The sequence below is a fragment of the Ruegeria sp. HKCCA5763 genome, from assembly GCF_013034545.1.
Taxonomy (GTDB): Bacteria; Pseudomonadota; Alphaproteobacteria; order Rhodobacterales; family Rhodobacteraceae; genus Ruegeria.
In genome coordinates this window covers 233,961-252,312 of sequence record NZ_WQGF01000005.1, presented here as the reverse complement: position 1 = coordinate 252,312, position 18,352 = coordinate 233,961, and the positions used below count along the sequence as shown (strand labels likewise).

General features: G+C 57.4%; 15 protein-coding genes. 5 read left to right on the top strand and 10 right to left on the bottom strand.

The genetic code is table 11. The annotated features are described in order from the left end of the window. Positions 1-12 precede the first annotated feature (12 nt). Together GOV89_RS11290 and GOV89_RS11285 are read right to left on the bottom strand one after the other, a co-directional pair. Positions 13-786 (bottom strand): Hint domain-containing protein, encoded by a 774-nt coding sequence (locus GOV89_RS11290; protein WP_348540071.1) that lies wholly within the window; start codon positions 784-786, stop codon positions 13-15. Positions 787-1,012: 226 nt separating this feature from the next. Beyond that, entirely contained in the window at positions 1,013-1,948 is a 936-nt protein-coding gene (locus GOV89_RS11285) for a DMT family transporter (protein ID WP_171238231.1), read from the bottom strand. 146 nt (positions 1,949-2,094) lie between these two features. On the opposite strand from GOV89_RS11285, the gene GOV89_RS11280 reads away from it, so the two are divergent. Beyond that, positions 2,095-3,108 (top strand): hypothetical protein, encoded by a 1,014-nt coding sequence (locus GOV89_RS11280; protein ID WP_171238230.1) that lies wholly within the window; start codon positions 2,095-2,097, stop codon positions 3,106-3,108. Between the two features lie 6 nt (positions 3,109-3,114). Here GOV89_RS11280 and upp read toward each other — a convergent pair whose 3' ends face one another. The 7 genes from upp to GOV89_RS11245 form a co-directional block, all read right to left on the bottom strand. Continuing rightward, on the bottom strand, positions 3,115-3,747 hold the full coding sequence (upp, locus tag GOV89_RS11275) for a uracil phosphoribosyltransferase (RefSeq protein WP_171177569.1): 633 nt from the start codon (positions 3,745-3,747) through the stop codon (positions 3,115-3,117). Further along, complete coding sequence (locus tag GOV89_RS11270) at positions 3,744-4,730, bottom strand: adenosine deaminase (RefSeq protein ID WP_171177571.1); 987 nt, start codon at positions 4,728-4,730, stop codon at positions 3,744-3,746. The genes upp and GOV89_RS11270 overlap by 4 nt, the downstream gene beginning before the upstream one ends. Continuing rightward, complete coding sequence (locus tag GOV89_RS11265; protein ID WP_171238229.1) at positions 4,727-5,938, bottom strand: phosphopentomutase; 1,212 nt, start codon at positions 5,936-5,938, stop codon at positions 4,727-4,729. The genes GOV89_RS11270 and GOV89_RS11265 overlap by 4 nt, the downstream gene beginning before the upstream one ends. Continuing rightward, positions 5,935-7,242, bottom strand: a complete 1,308-nt coding sequence (locus GOV89_RS11260; RefSeq protein ID WP_171238228.1) for a thymidine phosphorylase — start codon at positions 7,240-7,242, stop codon at positions 5,935-5,937. Before GOV89_RS11260 ends, GOV89_RS11265 begins: the two co-directional genes overlap by 4 nt. A 3-nt stretch (positions 7,243-7,245) precedes the next feature. Next, positions 7,246-7,638 carry a cytidine deaminase gene (locus tag GOV89_RS11255; protein WP_171238227.1) on the bottom strand — a complete coding sequence of 131 codons (393 nt, stop codon included), beginning with the start codon at positions 7,636-7,638 and terminating at the stop codon, positions 7,246-7,248. Between the two features lie 91 nt (positions 7,639-7,729). Continuing rightward, positions 7,730-8,833 (bottom strand): cupin domain-containing protein, encoded by a 1,104-nt coding sequence (locus GOV89_RS11250; RefSeq protein WP_171238226.1) that lies wholly within the window; start codon positions 8,831-8,833, stop codon positions 7,730-7,732. Further along, complete coding sequence (locus tag GOV89_RS11245) at positions 8,796-9,500, bottom strand: hypothetical protein (RefSeq protein WP_171238225.1); 705 nt, start codon at positions 9,498-9,500, stop codon at positions 8,796-8,798. The genes GOV89_RS11250 and GOV89_RS11245 overlap by 38 nt, the downstream gene beginning before the upstream one ends. Positions 9,501-9,684: 184 nt before the next feature. Between GOV89_RS11245 and GOV89_RS11240 the strand changes: the two genes are divergently transcribed. The 3 genes from GOV89_RS11240 to GOV89_RS11230 all read left to right on the top strand — a co-directional run bounded on the left by GOV89_RS11240 (position 9,685) and on the right by GOV89_RS11230 (position 15,741). After that, positions 9,685-11,958, top strand: coding sequence for an NADP-dependent malic enzyme (locus GOV89_RS11240; RefSeq protein ID WP_171177583.1), 2,274 nt, complete (start codon positions 9,685-9,687; stop codon positions 11,956-11,958). Positions 11,959-12,326: 368 nt separating this feature from the next. Continuing rightward, entirely contained in the window at positions 12,327-14,216 is a 1,890-nt protein-coding gene (gene prpE / locus GOV89_RS11235; RefSeq protein WP_171177585.1) for a propionate-CoA ligase PrpE, read from the top strand. 88 nt (positions 14,217-14,304) lie between these two features. Next, positions 14,305-15,741, top strand: a complete 1,437-nt coding sequence (locus GOV89_RS11230) for an amidase family protein (protein WP_171238224.1) — start codon at positions 14,305-14,307, stop codon at positions 15,739-15,741. 260 nt (positions 15,742-16,001) lie between these two features. Here the strand turns inward: GOV89_RS11230 and GOV89_RS11225 are convergent, their stop codons facing one another. After that, positions 16,002-16,763 (bottom strand): NAD kinase, encoded by a 762-nt coding sequence (locus GOV89_RS11225; RefSeq protein ID WP_171236476.1) that lies wholly within the window; start codon positions 16,761-16,763, stop codon positions 16,002-16,004. 167 nt (positions 16,764-16,930) lie between these two features. Between GOV89_RS11225 and glyA the strand changes: the two genes are divergently transcribed. Continuing rightward, positions 16,931-18,226, top strand: coding sequence for a serine hydroxymethyltransferase (gene glyA / locus GOV89_RS11220; protein WP_171238223.1), 1,296 nt, complete (start codon positions 16,931-16,933; stop codon positions 18,224-18,226). Positions 18,227-18,352 lie beyond the last annotated feature (126 nt).

The following is an 18,352-nucleotide window of genomic DNA, read 5'->3' as shown; positions in this document are numbered from 1 at the left end:
GTCAGTGTTTGGTTAGATCTGCCATTCGGGCCGCAGGAACAGAACCGGCGCGTTCGGGCGCCCCGGTCGACCAGGCCGCCTGACCCCAGATGGCGGGCGGATCGGAAATATCGGGTCCTGCGGAATGGGCGCAGGCAGTGCACCCAATGGGTTTGCTAGGGCCGACATGTCGCCCTTGATAGCAATCGAATTGACAAGGTCTTCTGCGGCAGTCTCGTCCACGACCTTGTATGCTTGTACTTGGGCTGTCCCCCGCATCGAAAAGCGACCCGAAGGGCAAAACGCTTGCAAGCCCCCTTCGACAAAGATCACCTGATCCTCGTCAAAGAACAGCGAACTGACTTCAAAAGATGATCCCGGAGCTTGAGACATCATGCGCCCAGCCCCATTCAGAACACGTGCGGGCACCACCGAAATTCCTTCGGCCCCTTCATCAATCTTGGACAAGCTAAGTGCCATACCTTGTTCAGGCATCAACCAAACTGGTCGCCCGTTAAAGGCAGCACGGGCCGGTACAAAGATCGGCAGATATTCAGCGCGCCGCTCATCTGCTGGAATGACCACGGTACTGGTCGAGATGCGGCGCACCTCTTTGAAACCGTGGTCGAGTGTTCGAACCAGATCACCTACAGCGATCCGTTCGACTGGCTTCCAGCCACTGGTGGTGGCAATCTTCGTGCCCTGCAAAAATCCGCCACGGCGCGCGTTCATCGCGTGACTTGGATTGATTGGCTCAAACTCGGGCGATTGATTTAGATAAACAGAAATACTCGTAACCTCAGACACGTGCCGAACCCCCTTTGGCACAAATTGGTTATGCCCAATAGCTAGCACCAAAAAATGAAGGCTGTCTTATTTCAGACATAATTGCGCCTGATTTGAGCAATATTTGCCCCATCCCCTTGTATTTTTGTAAACATTCACTCCGTAAATTCGAGCTTTTTTGCCATTTCTGAAACGAAAGACCCGTGCGGGCTGTGGCGAATCCTCGCCATTCGGCCCTTTGTGAGCGTTAGGCCATCTCTTGCAAGGAGGAAGAGCGTTTAGCCCGCCATCCCAACAATGCGCCCGCCAATGCGATCAAGGCAATGCCCGAAACTTGCATGACGCCGATGGACTGCCCAAGTGCTACAAAAGCAAAAAGCGGGCCAAAGATCATGACTGAATACTCGAAGACAGCCACATAAGATGGCTCACCCACCTGATACGCCTTGATCAACATGAAGACCGCGACCGTCGAACCAACGGCCTGGATACCGATCCAAAGCATCGCAGGTCCGAATGCCCAAACCCAGCCCCGCGTGACAAAGCCTTCCGGTCCGTCAGGAGTGTCAAAAGGGGAAAGCGTGAAAGCCATGGCGCCGATCGCTCCGGCTGTGCCCAATGTGATAACCATGGCCGCCAACATGGCCACCGTGCTTTCTGACGAGCAATGTGTGCGTGTCAGGATCGAGCCCAACGCATAGAAAAAACCGGCCACAACCGGCAACAGCGTCCGCGTATCAAAGTCGCTCGGGTTTGGCTGCAGCACCAACAAAATACCGGTGAAGCCCATCAGAACGGCCAGAATGCGCCAGGGGCCAATCGTCTGCCTGAGCGCCAGAGATGAAATCAACAGCACGAAGATCGGCGACGTGAACAATCCTGCCAACGCTTGCGCAATGGGCATCATCGCCAAAGATGCAAAATAGCACAGCATGGCGACCGTCATCAAAACACTACGTAAAATGACGGGTCTCCAACGGCGTGGGCGCAGCCGACCCAAACCCACAACAGAAAGACCGACGATCAATGGAAACATCAGCAAGGCACGGGTCAGGTGGAACTGCCACAAGCCAACCGTTTCGGCCAACAGCACCACCACATTGTCGATCACGCCAATGATCGCCATGGAGCCAATCATCAAACCCGAAGCCAAAACCGGCGAAGTTGTTGAATGATCCTGCATGTAAGTGCCTCGATTGCGATCAAAGTTCTGGGACTTTTTCTTGTCGGGTATCCAGCACATTTTGCTTTAGCTGCGCAACAGGTTTGCGCCTAACGAATGCACCATGCTAAGCTGTAGCAAAACAATTCTGAGCAGACCCCATCAAGATGACGGCCCTGAAAAAGTACCAGCGGATCGAAGCCACCGGTCTGTGGCGCCCTTCGCCCGATGAACAGCGGCGAGAGGTTGTGGTATCGATCGGTGAAGCCACTCTGACGATTTCCGACTTCAATGACAGGGCCTTGACCCATTGGTCTTTGGCTGCACTGGAACGACAGAACCCAGGGTCTTTTCCGGCCGTTTTCAACCCCGACGGCGACCCGGACGAAACGCTGGAACTGGCGGAAACCGAAACCACTATGCTGGACGCCATTGACCGCTTGCAACGCGCCATTGATCGCGCGCGCCCGCACCCCGGTCGTCTGCGGTGGTTGAGTGTCGGGGGCGTTGTTGTCGCTGTATTGGCCCTGCTGCTGTTTTGGTTGCCCGGCGCATTGCAGAGCCACGTCGTTTCCGTCGTTCCTCAGGTAAAACGGCAGGAAATCGGTGAGACCATACTGCACAGGATCGAACGTGTCTCAGGGCGCGCCTGTTCTTCGGTGGATGCGCAGGGGACGCTGGATCGGCTGGCCAAGCGGACTGGTGTACGCCAGATCATTATCCTGCCTGCAGGCGTACAGGACAGTCTGAGCCTTCCCGGCGGCACGGTTGTGTTGAACAAATCGTTGGTGGAAGACTATGAAGACCCTGCCGTCGCCGCGGGTTATGTCATCGCGGAACGCGCCCGCATGGAACAGACGGACCCGCTTGATGATCTTCTGGATCGAACCGGTGCATCTTCGGCCTTCCGTTTGCTGACAACCGGCGGACTGACGCCTGCCATCATCGACAACTACACCGAACAAGTTGTATCAGACCCTCGGCCTTCGCTTTTGGATGACCAGCTTTTGGCGGTCTTTGCACAAGCCGCCCTGCCCTCGACGCCTTATGCATATGCCCGAGATATAACAGGTGAAACTGTCTTGGGACTGATCGAGGCGGACCCGATGGCGGGTCGCACCCTTGAACAAGTTTTGCCGGACCGCGACTGGGTCCGACTTCAGAACATTTGCGGCGAATAATCAGGCTTATTTGGTGCCGAACATGCGGTCGCCCGCATCGCCCAGGCCCGGCATGATATAGCCTTTCGAGTTCAACTCGCGGTCCAGTGCAGCGGTGACAATATGCACATCCGGGTGCGCTTCTTTCATTCGCGCCACACCTTCGGGTGCCGCCAGCAGGCAAAGGAAGCGGATATCCGTTGCGCCCGCCTCTTTCAGCAGATCAATGGCAGCGGCCGAACTGTTGCCGGTGGCCAACATCGGATCCACGGCAATGACCAAACGGTCTTTCAGGCCTTCGGGTGCCTTGAAATAGTACTGTACGGGCTTCAGGGTTTCTTCGTCGCGATACAGCCCGACAAAGCCAACGCGCGCGGAGGGCACAAGTTCCAAAACCCCATCCAACATCCCATTTCCTGCGCGCAGGATTGACACCAAAGCCATCTTCTTGCCCGCTAGGATCGGGGCGTCCATCTCTTCCATCGGCGTTTCGATATGGCGCGTGGTCAACGGGATTTCGCGCGTGACCTCGTAAGCCAGCAAAAGCGTAATTTCGCGCAGCAACTGCCGAAACTCAGCCGTTGAGGTGCCCTTGTCTCGCATGAGCGTCAGTTTGTGTTGAACCAACGGGTGATCGACGACGGTCAGGTGTTCGCTCATGATGTCTCCAGTCTTTTCTTGACCCGCGTACGGGTATCTTCATCGCAGAAGGCCGCGTTCAGGGCCATCTCATTCAGTGTCGCAAAATCCTCGGCCTCCCAGCCGAAAGCTGCGTTCAACATCTCATACTCCCGCCGCATGGTCGTGTGAAAGAACGGAGGGTCGTCTGTGGACACCGTGACCTTTACGCCTGCGTCGCGTAAGCGTGCGATCGGATGCGCTGCAAAATCCGGGAAAAGGCCCAGAACCACATTCGACCCTGGGCAGACTTCAAGAGTGATGTCCCGATCCACCAATTCGCGAACAAGGTCGGGGTCTTCGATGGCGCGAACGCCGTGACCGATGCGTTCGACCCCCAGATCACGGATGGCATCGCGCACGCTGTCAGGGCCACCGAACTCACCCGCATGTGTGGTCAGACGCAGACCGGCTTCGCGCGCACAATCGAAGGCCCATTTGAAATCACCTTGCGCACCGATGGATTCGTTCCCGCCCATACCGAACCCGGTGATCCAGTCGCCAGCGGTCTCAGCTGCACATTGGGCGCTGCGCTTGGCCTGTTCGGGGCCGAAATGGCGCACGCAGGTGATCACGCCCCTCAGCGTAATGTCAAACTTGCGCTCGGCCTCGTCTGCGGCATCCTGGATGGCGTTCAGATAATCGCACCACGCGTGCAGATCGCCGCCACCGCAGAAATCCGGGCTGAGAAAAGTCTCGGAATAAACCACACCATTCTCGGCGCTTTCTTCCAGAATGGCCAAAGTGAGCCGTCGAAAATCTTCGGGCGTTTTCAAAACTTCGCAAGCGGCCTCGTACACGCTCAGGAAATGCGCGAAGTCGCGGAAATCATAAGATCCGTCCGACTTGAAGATACCGCCCAGGTCCACGCGCTTTTCATGCGCGAGTTGACGGATGAATGCCGGAGGCGCTGCGCCTTCGTGATGCAGGTGCAGTTCGATTTTTGGAAGGTCGGCGACGTTCATAAAAAGTTCCTACCCGGCCCTTGCGCCGGAATGTTCAGGTGATGAGCAATGCTGGCGGCGACATCGGCAAAATCCACTTGTCCGATCTTCCCCGCGCCCTGCCCTGCAATCAGAACCGGCACCTGTTCACGCGTGTGATCCGTTCCGGTCCAGCTGGGGTCATTGCCATGATCGGCGGTCAGCAGCAACAGGTCTCCAGGGCGGAGTTTCGCCAGAATCTTCCCGATTTCCCGGTCGAACCATTCAAGCGCGCGGGCATAACCGCTGATGTCGCGGCGATGGCCATACAAACTGTCGAATTCTACGAAATTGGCGAAGGTCAGACTGCCGTCTTCCGCCTCGTCCACGAGATCAGACAGGTGCTGCATCAATTCGGCATCAGATCCTTTGCGCAGCGTGTCGATGCCCTGCATCGAAAAGATGTCGCCGATCTTGCCCACGGCGTGCACCTTCCGTCCCGCATCCTGTGCCCAATTGGTCAGCACTGGTGCGGGCGGCAAAATAGCGAAATCCCTGCGATTGGTCGTGCGTTCAAAGCCAGTCTCTGGCGTGCCGATAAAGGGGCGCGCAATAACACGACCCACTTTCATCTCATGCAATCGCGGCGCGAGCGTGCGGCACATGTCCAGCAGCCGGTCTAGCCCGAAGCTTTCTTCGTGGGTAGCGATTTGAAACACGCTGTCGGCAGAGGTGTAGCAGATCGGCCAACCGGTCCGCATGTGCTCGGCACCCAACTCGGCGATGATCGCAGTGCCCGAAGCGTGACAATCCCCAAGGACGCCTTCGGTCCCTGCCGCTTCAGCCGCGGCACGGCTCAGGTCCGCTGGAAAGGCTGGAACCGTGTCTGGAAAATAATGCCAGTCCCACGGCACTGGCAGGCCTGCCAGTTCCCAATGGCCCGAGGGCGTGTCCTTGCCGGGCGAATGCTCGCGCGCGCAGCCCCACAGGCCGGTGGGTTCTGCGCCCAACCCCGGAATTTCGTCCCCGGACGCCAAGCGCACAGCCGCACCCAGACCCAATGCGTCAAGATGCGGCAAGGTCAAATTGCCTGATCGCCCGCCTTCTGCCCGCCCCTCGGCACAAGCCTGTGCGATGTGGGCCAGAGTATTAGCCCCTGTGTCCGGAATACTGCCATTGAAGAACTGACTGGCATCAGGTGCCCCGCCTATACCGACGGAATCCATGACAACAAGGAACGCGCGGGTCATACGCTGATCCTTTCGCGAACCAGATCAGGAACCGATGGAGGTGTATCGCTGATCGTAATAGCGCTGAGAACGCTTTTTGCAGCCCGAAGCGCGGCGTCCTCCCGTGCTGAATGGATTACAGCGATGGGTGCCCCTTTGGATACACGATCCCCCAGCCGGAGAATACCAGAGATCCCAACCGCTGGATCGATCTGGTCGCTTTCGACCTGACGACCACCGCCCAGCGCCACCACGGCAAGACCCAGCGCTTCTCCGTCGATGGCCGAGACGTAACCATCCCTGGGGGCGGGAACCTCTTGGATGACGTTGGCCTCTGGCAGGAACCGGGCCCAGGTTTCGACAAACTGTACGGGGCCGCCGACCGCAGCCATCATGCGACCAAACCGTTCTGCGGCGCGCCCGTCCCGGATGACTGCGGCGATCTGTTCGCGTCCTTCCGCGACCGACCCGCACATTCCGGCATCCGTCAACAATACCCCTCCGAGCTCGGCAGAGATGTCTGCCAACGGTGAAGATTGCGATCCGGTCAGGACCTTCATAACTTCTGCAATTTCCAAGGCATTGCCCAACGCGGGGGCCAGTGGCTGGTTCATATCCGTAATCACCGCCGACGTCCGGCACCCCGCCGCGTTTGCAGTCTCGGTCAATGCTGTGGCAAGCTTTTGAGCATCTTCCATCGTTTTCATGAAGGCACCGCTGCCGACCTTGACGTCAAGAACCAGTGCGTCCGGGCTGGCCGCCAATTTTTTGGAAAGGATCGAAGCCGTGATCAGGTCCAAACTTTCGACAGTCGCGGTTACATCACGCACCGCATATAGGCGCTTGTCCGCCGGTGCGATCTGCCCCGTTGCACCCACAATGGCCGCACCGGTATCGCGCAAGATCTGCGCAAGGCGATCCCGCCCGATCTGTGTGCTGACACCTGGTATCGCCTCAAGCTTGTCCAGCGTGCCTCCAGTGTGTCCCAACCCACGGCCCGAGATCATTGGAACATATGCCCCGCATTCCGCCAGCGCCGGAGCAAGTACAAGGCTAACGCTATCCCCGACTCCGCCGGTCGAGTGTTTATCGATCACCGGCCCGTCGACATCCCAAGTAAGCACATCACCGCTGTCGCGCATCGCGACTGTCAAATCCGCGCGCCCCTGCGGGCCCAAACCGCCCATGCAGACGGCCATGGCAAAGGCCCCGGCCTGCGCGTCGCTGACACTGCCATCGGCCAGCCCCTGTGCAAACCAGATCAATTCTTCGCGCCCCGGCACCTCAAGCCTGCGCAGCTTTGCAATGATCGAACGGGCATCCATGCGTCAGACATCTTCCATATGAGAGGCATCAAACGCGCCAGGCAGCAATTCTCCGATGGTGGTTTCGAACTCGGCACCATCCACGGTTGCCAAAGTGACTTTCACATCACGCTTGCCGAACTCGGCCAGTTTCTGTCGGCAACCACCGCAAGGCGGCACGGGTTGCGGGCTCGAGGCGACCACATAGACCTCAGTGAGGTGCTGTTCGCCTGCGGCAACCATCGCGGCAATCGCACCGGCCTCGGCACAGGTGCCTTCAGGGTATGCGACGTTCTCGACATTGCAACCAGAATAAATCTGACCCGAGGAAGACCGCAGCGCCGCGCCTACCTTGAAGTTCGAATAAGGCGCATAGGCGTTTTCCCGGACGGACAAGGCAGCGTCTTTCAGCGACATGGCGATTCCTCATTTTTGATCATCTGGTCAGAAAATTGGACCCTACCGGAAAAAGGCGGGGGAATAGAAGCCCCCTTACCTTGTTTTTCAGTCACCCCAGTGTTGTGTTGAAGGTACCGGGCAAGGTGACTTCCAGCAATTCCATATCATCCGATGGTGCGGACAAACGCGTACGCATGCCCGGTGGAATGACAAAAGCATCCCCTTGTTCCAGCCGGTAGGGTTCGCGACCTTCGCCTTCCAGCGCAACTTGGCCGTCCATCACGAAGGTGAAATGGATATCGGTGTCATGGCTGGCCCATTCCGGTTCACCCTGCCCTTTGCGCACGACCTGAACCCCGGCGACCCCCTTAGTGTTTTCGGCAATCGTTGTGTCGCGGCAGATGTAACCTGGCAAACGGAACGGCACCCATTCGGCATCCTTCGCCTGATTGTAGACAAAGCGTTGCCCCTGCCATTCCCGATCGGGACGAAAATGCGGGGTTGGGAGCTGCATGTCATGGTCGATTTCCGTGACATGTTCTGCCGGCACACCGATCTCGATGACCTGAACATTGTCGGATGCTTCCAGCACGCGATGGCGAATTTCCGGTGGTTGGATAAAGCAATCGCCAGCCGTCAGCCGCATCTTTTCGCCCTGGTCTTCATAGACCACATCGACCCAACCGTGGATGCAAAAGATCAGTTGAAACCCAACCTTGTGAAAATGCACCATGTCAGGCACGGGGCCGCCGTCTGGAATACGAATATGGCTTGCGATGATTGAACCGCCGAGCCGATCCGGCACCAGATCGCGGTAATGCATTCCGGCGCGCCCGATGATCCAAGGAGCCTGATCCTTTAGCCTGCGCACCACAAAGGAATGAACCGTTTCAGGCATCACAAGCGGCGGGTTACGCTCTTCGATTTCGACACGGGTCCCGTTTGGCGCAACAAGAACCCGTTCACCGTTGGCGAAACCTTCTGGGTCATCGGTCAGAATACGCAGCGTTCCGGCGCTTTCAGGTGCATCCTTTTCGATGCGCAACCGCAAACCATGCCCTGAGAACACCGCAATGCGCGGATCGTCTGCGGGATAGATCATGTCCATCTTCATCCCCAACGTCTTTGTGTAAAAGGGGATGTCGTCACGCAGCTCTTGCGTGGGCAGGCGAAATTCAGCGTATGTCTGCGATGGCTCGGCTGTCTTGGTCATGGGGCGTTCCGTTGGATTGTGTTTTCGGCCATCCGATCAGAACAGAGGCCAAAAGGCCAATCGAAAAGAACATCTCGAGCGTTTCTTCCAGAACAAAAAGCCGCACTTGCATGAGGTCAGACAAGGCACCGCTGTACAGCCCGACAAATTCTTCCAACAGCTGAGCAATCACGGCCGCGCATCCCGCCGCAACGAACACAATCAATGACAGGTTGCGTTGCTTGAACGCACGCCACCCTGTTGGAATGCCGTGCCAGATCGCACCGCCCAGCACCAACAGGATCAGCGCAACCCTGACCCATACGATATCCAGAAACACGTCCAACCCATGAAGGATCGCAAATGGCAGACTTCCTTCGGAATAGATGTCAGCCTCTAACTCTCGCTCAGCAAGCAAAAGGCATGTGAGGCCGATATAGGCACGGGTCACGCCCCGGTACCGCCACAGCGCCGCAAGACCCGCGACAAACAAACCTGCGGCCGAGACTGTTTCTATCGGGCCGCCTTCGTGGTTGAACTTCGCCGCGAACTCGGGCCACACAAGAATAACGCTGACCAGAGCACCCGCCAACAACGCTGAACCCCACAGCGCCAGCCGAGCATACTGGGCACGCGACATAAAGCCGTAGGACAGGCCACCGACCTGCTCATTAAACTTGATTGTCATAACTGCTTGTTCTTGCCTGAGTGGTGTTATGGGTTGCAAAGTTGCCTAGACGTAAATGTTTTGTGACAAAAATCAAGCTTTATACACTTCACGGTTGCGACAACTCGCCGAAGTGACGCAACGTAGCCAAGCCAAAAGAAATAGTTTAAGGTTAAATTAAATTTTTCAGGGAGAAGAAACGCCGATGTCCGACACCCCTAGCCTGCGACAGGCTTCGCTTGATTATCATGCCCATCCCAAACCCGGAAAGCTTGAGATCAAGGCGACCAAGCCGATGGCCAACGGGCGCGATCTGGCCCGCGCCTACTCGCCCGGCGTGGCCGAGGCCAGCCTTGAGATCAAGGCAGATGCAGCAAATGCAGAACGGTACACTGCGCGCGGCAATCTGGTCGCGGTGGTGTCCAATGGCACAGCGGTTCTGGGGCTGGGCAATATCGGGGCGCTTGCGTCCAAGCCGGTGATGGAGGGCAAGGCCGTCCTGTTCAAAAAATTCGCAGGCATCGATTGCTTTGATATCGAAGTCGACCAACCAGACCCTGAAAAACTGGCGGATATCGTCTGCGCGCTTGAACCAACATTTGGCGCAATCAACCTGGAAGACATCAAGGCCCCCGATTGTTTCATCGTCGAAAAGCTCTGCCGTGAGCGCATGAACATTCCTGTGTTCCATGACGACCAGCATGGGACCGCCATTGTCGTTGGGGCCGCTGCCAAAAACGCCCTGCACGTGGCCGGAAAGTCCTTTGACACCATTAAGGTTGTCTCGACCGGAGGTGGAGCTGCGGGGATTGCCTGCCTGAACATGCTGGTGAAACTGGGTGTCAAGCGCGAGAACATCTGGTTATGCGACATTCATGGGCTTGTCTATGAAGGCCGCGCCGAGGATATGAACCCGCAGAAATCCCAGTTCGCCCAGAACTCGGATCTGCGGACATTGGATGAGGTCATCGGAGAAGCAGACCTGTTTCTCGGCCTCAGCGGTCCGAATGTCCTTAAACCCGAGATGGTTGCAAAAATGGCCAGCCGTCCGATAATTTTTGCGTTGGCCAACCCGACGCCGGAAATCCTGCCACAGGCCGCGCGCGACGTTGCCCCAGACGCGATCATAGCCACGGGTCGCAGCGATTTTCCAAATCAAGTCAACAATGTACTGTGTTTTCCCTTTATCTTCCGAGGCGCGCTGGATGTGGGCGCGACCGAGATCAATGATGAGATGCAGATCGCCTGCGTTGACGGCATCGCGGAAATGGCACGCGCGACAACAAGCGCAGAAGCCGCGGCCGCTTATAAAGGTGAACAACTGACTTTTGGCCCGGATTACCTGATCCCCAAACCTTTCGACCCTCGTTTGGTTGGGGTCGTTTCATCATCCGTAGCCAAGGCCGCCATGGAAAGCGGTGTCGCCAAACGACCAATCGAAGATTTTGAGGCATACAAAGAAAAGCTGAACCAGACCGTTTTCAAATCCGCCCTACTGATGCGCCCTGTGTTCGAGGCCGCTGCGGTCGCATCCCGCCGGATCGTTTTTGCCGAAGGCGAGGATGAACGCGTGCTGCGCGCCTCACAAGCCATCCTGGAAGAGACAACAGAGACACCAATCCTGATCGGACGCCCGGAAGTGATCGAAGCGCGCTGTGAAAAGCTGGGCCTGACAATACGCCCTGGAACGGATTGCCAGATCGTAAACCCGGAAAACGATCCGCGCTATTACGATTACTGGAACTCGTACCATCAGATCATGCAGCGCCGCGGCGTGACACCGGATCTGGCCAAGGCAATCATGCGCACCAACACCACCGCGATCGGCGCCATTATGGTGCATCGCGGTGAAGCGGACAGTCTGATCTGCGGTACATTCGGCGAGTATCGCTGGCACCTGAATTATGTCGAACAGGTTTTGGACGATGGCGACCTGCGTCCGCATGGTGCGTTGTCCCTGATGATTTTGGAAGACGGGCCCCTGTTCATTGCCGACACCCATGTTCGTCAATTGCCCACCCCTGAAGAGCTGGCCGAAACCACCATTGGTGCGGCACGGCACGTGCGCCGGTTCGGGATCGAGCCCAAAATTGCATTCTGTTCGCAATCCCAATTCGGCAATCAAGCCGAAGGGTCCGGCAAACGGCTGCGTGCGGCGCTGAACATTCTGGATCAACAGCCGCGTGATTTCGTGTACGAGGGTGAAATGAACCTGGATGCCGCTTTGGACGGAGACCTTCGGGCGCGCATTTTCCCGGCTTCGCGTCTTGAAGGCGCAGCAAATGTGCTGATCTTCGCTCATGCGGACGCTGCCAGCGGGGTGCGCAATATCCTTAAGATGAAAGCTGATGGAATCGAAGTTGGCCCCATTCTGATGGGCATGGGCAACAAAGCTCATATTGTAACGCCGTCGATCACCGCGCGCGGCTTGCTGAATATGGCTGCCATCGCTGGCACTCCGGTTGCGCATTACGGCTGAGCAATCGCAATGATAACCCGGACCGCACTCTGGAATGGGGTGCGGTTTACCAGCAATTTACGAATGGCCGATAACTTGTGGCCGTCTAAAGGTTGTTCTGTCGGCAGTAGTCAAACGCGCTTAACACTTCGAGTTTTGTTGAGTCGTAGCCCGTTCCTGTTTTTGCAGCGCAGGGTTTGCAGATTTGCAAACTCGACCTTGAGATCTTTGTTTCCCGCTGGCAGAAAAGAGGTTTGCAAAACTTTGCAGCCTCTTCAGCGGTTTCCTGCAAATATTTTGCGATAAACTGACGCGTCGCCATTTGACACGCTTGCCCGAAAGTTTTCTGGGTCCTAACACAATATTCAAGTCGTTGTGAGGAGAACGAGATGGCGTATCAGGACGTTTATGACAGCTGGAAAACTGACCCCGAAGCGTTCTGGATGGACGCCGCCAAAGGGATCGACTGGGTAAAAGAACCCAGCAAAGCGTTGTTCGACGACAATGCCCCACTGTATGAATGGTTCAGCGACGCGCGGGTAAATACGTGCTGGAACGCGGTAGACCGTCATGTGGAAAACGGTCGCGGAGAGCAAACGGCCATCATCTATGACAGCCCCATCACTCATACCAAGCGCGAGATTTCGTATGTTGAGCTACGCAACCGTGTGGCCAACCTTGCCGGTGCGCTGCGAGCCAAAGGTGTCGAGAAAGGTGATCGCGTCATCATCTATATGCCGATGATCCCCGAGGCGCTTGAGGCAATGTTGGCCTGTGCACGACTGGGCGCGGTGCATTCGGTTGTGTTCGGCGGGTTTGCAAGTAACGAATTGGCCGTTCGTATTGATGACGCCAAACCCAAAGCGATCATCGCCGCGTCGTGCGGGATGGAGCCCGGTCGCGTGGTGCACTATAAACCTCTGCTGGACGGCGCGATCGACCTGGCTGATCACAAGCCAGAATTCTGCGTAATATTCCAGCGTGAACAAGAGGTTGCTCAACTGATTGAAGGACGCGACTTCAACTGGCACGGTTTTCAATACGGCGTTGAACCTGCAGAATGCGTACCGGTCGATGGTAACGATCCGGCCTATATCCTTTACACCTCTGGCACCACGGGTGCGCCCAAGGGTGTTGTGCGCCCCACTGCCGGACATCTGGTGGCGCTGAACTGGTCGATGAAGAACATCTACAACGTCGATCCAGGCGATGTGTTCTGGGCGGCATCCGATGTGGGCTGGGTCGTAGGACATTCGTATATCTGCTACGCACCGCTCATCCATGGGAACACAACCATCGTTTTCGAAGGAAAACCGGTTGGCACCCCCGACGCTGGCACCTTCTGGCGCGTGATATCAGAGCATAAGGTCAAAAGCTTTTTCACCGCACCCACGGCGATCCGCGCCGTAAAACGAGAAGACCCAAAGGGTGAACTGATCGCCAAATACGACCTGTCGCATTTGCGCGCCCTGTATCTGGCAGGCGAACGTGCCGATCCCGATACGATTATTTGGGCGCAAAATGCGCTGAACGTTCCTGTGATCGACCATTGGTGGCAAACCGAAACCGGTTGGGCCATCGCTGGCAATCCCCTGGGCATCGAAGAACTGCCGATCAAGCTGGGCTCACCCGCCAAACCGATGCCGGGCTATGACGTGCAAATTCTGGACGAAGGCGGCCACCCGATGAAAGCGGGAGAACTGGGCGCCATTGCGGTCAAGCTGCCGTTGCCTCCGGGCACGCTGCCGACCCTCTGGAACGCAGAGGAACGGTTCAAGAAATCCTATCTGGAGCACTTCCCCGGTTACTATGAAACGGGCGATGCAGGCATGATCGACGAGGACGGATACCTCTATATCATGGCGCGAACTGATGATGTCATCAACGTGGCGGGTCATCGCCTTTCGACCGGCGGGATGGAAGAGGTTCTGGCCGCCCACCCGGACGTGGCCGAATGTGCTGTGATCGGTGTATCGGATCAGTTGAAGGGTCAGATGCCTGTCGGGTTCCTATGCCTGAATGCCGGCGCCGACCGGGACCACGGTGATGTGGTTCAGGAGGTCATCAAGATGGTGCGCGAAAAGATCGGCCCCGTTGCAGCCTTCAAACTGGCAGTGATCGTCGACAGGCTGCCCAAGACCCGTTCGGGCAAGATCCTGCGCGGCACGATGGTTTCGATTGCTGACGGTCAGGACTATAAAATGCCTGCTACCATCGACGATCCTGCCATCCTTGATGAAATCAAGGACGCCTTACAAACAATCGGTTACGCAAAGTGATCTTGGGGCGGCGCAGGCCGCCCTTTTCACGTCTGCCCTTGCAACCGGAACAAAGCCCCCTACTGTCGCTGTAACACAGTGAGGGCCCATGACAGATTCCGACATCTGGCGTCTCAGCGCCACAGACTTGACCACCCTGACGCGACGCGGTGATCTAAGTGCGACTGAGGTTGTACAGGCTTCGATTGACCGGATGAATGCAGTCAACCCCGACCTGAATGCCGTGGTCGAAGATCTGCGCGCAGAGGCGTTGGAACGTGCACATTTCTTGGATAACGCGCGTGCAAGCGGGCAACCGAGCGGAGCACTGCATGGTGTACCGGTCACGATAAAAGTGAATGTGGATCAGAAAGGTCACGCTACCACCAACGGCGTCGTGGCATTGAAAGACGTCATCGCGCCGGATGACGCACCGGTTGTCAGCAATCTGCAAAAGGCTGGGGCCATTGTAATCGGGCGAACCAACACGCCGGAGTTCTCGTTTCGGGCCGATACGGACAACGCGCTTTACGGGCGCACACATAACCCATGGGGCAGCCATATCTCACCCGGCGGATCATCGGGCGGAGCGGGCGCGGCCGTGATGGCAGGTATCGGGGCGCTGGCCCATGGCAATGATATCGGCGGCAGCCTGCGCTTTCCCGCAGCTGCCAACGGGGCGGTCACAGTGAAACCAGGGCTGGGGCGTGTTCCCGCCTGGAACCCAAGCCAAAAGGTCGAGCGCGGCTTGTTGGCCCAGTCAATGTCTGTTCAGGGCCTGATTACCCGGACTGCAGCAGATTTGCACCTTTCGATGCCCAGCCTGATCTCGGCAGACGCGCGCGACCCATTCCATGTGCCAATGCCTTGGCGCGGTGAATCCCCGGCTGGTCCGATCAAGGTGGCATTCACGAAAAACACTTTTGGCTATGCTCTGCATCCCGAAGTCGAAAAGGCCCTTGATACGGCGCGCGACGCGTTGGTTGATGCTGGCTATGCCGTAGATGAGGTCGATCCGCCGGACGTTTTCGAATGTGGGCGGGTCGGTTATCGCGCACTTATGGGCGAAGTGCTGACCCTGATGAAATCGGATATCGAAGCGGCCGGTTCGCAAACCATCCAAGAGATTTTCAACGTCTACTTTCAGGAATTCCCGCCGATCGTCGAAACCGAGCTGGTAAAAATGCTGGCCAAACGCAGCCACTACGCGCGCGAATGGTCGCTGTTCATGCAAGATTATCCGCTGGTTTTGTCACCCTTCTTGCCGCAGCCCTTCTTCAAGCCCGACCGCGATACGGAAGGGGCTGAAGGCGTGCATGAGGTTCTGGGCTGCGCGGTGTATTCTTACGCGATGAACTTCCTGGGGCTTCCGGCAGCCTGCGTACCCGCGCACTTGGCCGATCTGCCGAAGGGACCACAACCGATTAATGTTCAAATTGCAGCGCAGCGATGGCGCGAAGATCTGGCGGTAGACGCCGCTGCGGCAATCGAAACCCGCGTGGGTCAAATGTGCACCGCGCTTTGGGATCAAATGAAAAGCGAATAATTGGCTCCAAAAAGAAATAGACCCCGGGTCATTGTGCCCGAGGTCCAACTGCTAAAATAAGCCCGGAAATCTGATGACGAGCGTAGCACCACCCACCCTCGCCAGCGCAAAATTTGCACAATCATTCGAAAACGCCGTTCAGGTGGCCACTCACTCCCACCTTGGCGTGTTCTCCAGGCAAGTTAAGATTACTAAAACGGCAATCAATTCCATGTGAACTGGTTCACATAAACCGAAAAAAAGTGCACGGCGGCCAGCTTTTATGTGAATTGCTCAGAAATCAGGCGTTCTTCGAGCCCGTGGCCCGGATCAAATAGAATGCGGTGGGCTATTGCCGGCTCCGACCTGATCTCGACCCAGTCGATGTCCGGGAAAGAAATGGAATCGGCATCCGCCATGACCGGGCGCTTTTCGGCATCAAGAACGTCGAATCGAACCTTTGCGATCTTGGGCAGCAGCGCGCCACGCCAACGGCGGGGACGGAACGCGGCAATCGCAGTCAACGCCAAAACGTCCGAACCAATTGGCAGGATCGGCCCGTGTGCCGAATAGTTGTAGGCCGTCGATCCGGCGGGTGTCGACAGCAGGGCTCCATCGCACACCAGTTCCGACATCCGCACGCGACCGTCAACGCTGATCTTCAGCCTTGCAGCCTGTGGGCCAGCCCGCAACAGCGACACTTCGTTGATGGCCAGCGCCTCGTGCAACTTGCCTGATTGATCCATTGCGCGCATCGCCAGCGGATTGATAACCTCTTCTTCGGCATCCTCGAGACGCGCGATCAGGTCGTCTTCGTGGTATTCGTTCATCAAAAAGCCGATCGTGCCCCGGTTCATACCGTATACCGGTGTGTCGAGATGCTGCATGTTGTGCAGGGTGTGCAACATGAAGCCATCCCCGCCGAGAGCAACCACAACATCTGCGTCGCGCGGTGCAGCGTTTCCGTGTTTAGCCACCAGAGCATCCCGGGCCGTCTGCGCCACTTTGACCTCACTGGCAAGAAAGGCGATTCTCTTTTTCATATTTTACGGTTTCCGGTCCTACGCATTTGGTTCCGAAACAAACATACCTTTCCCCAATAGGCCAGTCTTGACGCGCCAGCTTAGAAATTCGTCGCTTTAAGCCTTTTGGAGAAGCAACGTTTCCGATAGGAAATCCGCAAGATTTCACCCAGCCATGTGGAGCGCCCATGAACGCCAATCTTCGTGACACCGGATTTTTCACCCAATCCCTGTCTGACCGCGACCCTGAGCTTTTTGGCTCGATCACGTCGGAACTGGGCCGTCAGCGCGACGAGATCGAGTTGATTGCCTCCGAGAACATCGTCTCTGCCGCCGTAATGGAAGCGCAGGGTTCGGTGATGACCAACAAATATGCCGAAGGCTATCCCGGTCGGCGCTATTATGGCGGTTGCCAGTTCGTCGACATCGCCGAAAACCTGGCCATCGACCGCGCCAAGCAGCTCTTTGGCTGTGAATTTGCCAACGTGCAGCCCAACTCGGGCAGCCAGGCCAACCAGGGTGTGTTCCAGGCGCTGATCAAGCCCGGAGACACCATTTTAGGCATGAGCCTGGATGCGGGCGGCCACCTGACCCACGGCGCGGCCCCGAACCAATCGGGCAAGTGGTTCAACGCGGTGCATTACGGCGTGCGCAAGCAGGACAACCTGATCGACTATGACCAGATCGAGGCGCTGGCGAAAGAGCACCAGCCTAAGCTGATCATCGCCGGCGGCTCGGCCATCCCGCGCACCATCGACTTTGCCCGCATGCGCGAGATCGCCGATATGGTCGGCGCCTATCTGCACGTGGACATGGCCCATATCGCCGGTCTGATCGCGGCAGGCGAGCATCCCAGCCCCTTCCCGCACGCGCATGTGGCCACAACGACCACGCACAAGACCCTGCGCGGCCCGCGCGGCGGCATGATCCTGACCAATGACGAGGCGATCGCCAAGAAAGTGAACTCGGCCATCTTCCCCGGCATTCAGGGCGGCCCGCTGATGCATGTGATCGCGGCCAAGGCCGTGGCCTTTGGTGAGGCGCTGCGCCCCGAGTTCGAGACCTATATCCAGCAGGTCATCACCAACGCGCAGGCGCTGTCGGATCAACTGATCAAGGGCGGTCTGGACACCGTGACCCACGGCACCGACACCCATGTGGTGCTGGTCGACCTGCGTCCCAAAGGCGTGAAGGGCAACGCGACCGAAAAAGCCCTGGGCCGGGCGCATATCACCTGTAACAAGAACGGCGTGCCGTTTGACCCTGAAAAGCCGACCGTGACATCGGGCATCCGTCTGGGCTCACCCGCCGGCACCACCCGCGGCTTTGGCGAGACCGAGTTCCGCCAGATCGCCGACTGGATCATCGAAGTGGTCGACGGCCTGGCTGCCAATGGCGAAGACGGAAACGCTGCCGTCGAAGCAAAGGTCAAAGCCGAAGTCGCAGAACTCTGCGCACGCTTCCCGATCTATACGAACTTGTAAGAAGTTCAGCATATCAGAAAACGGCGCCCCCGAGGCGCCGTTTTTTTTGTGATTATCCGCAGAACTACTGTGCGCGTCGCTGGTTCACTTGAGGGCCTTTTCAAGTCTTTTCTTCCCGCTGGGCTA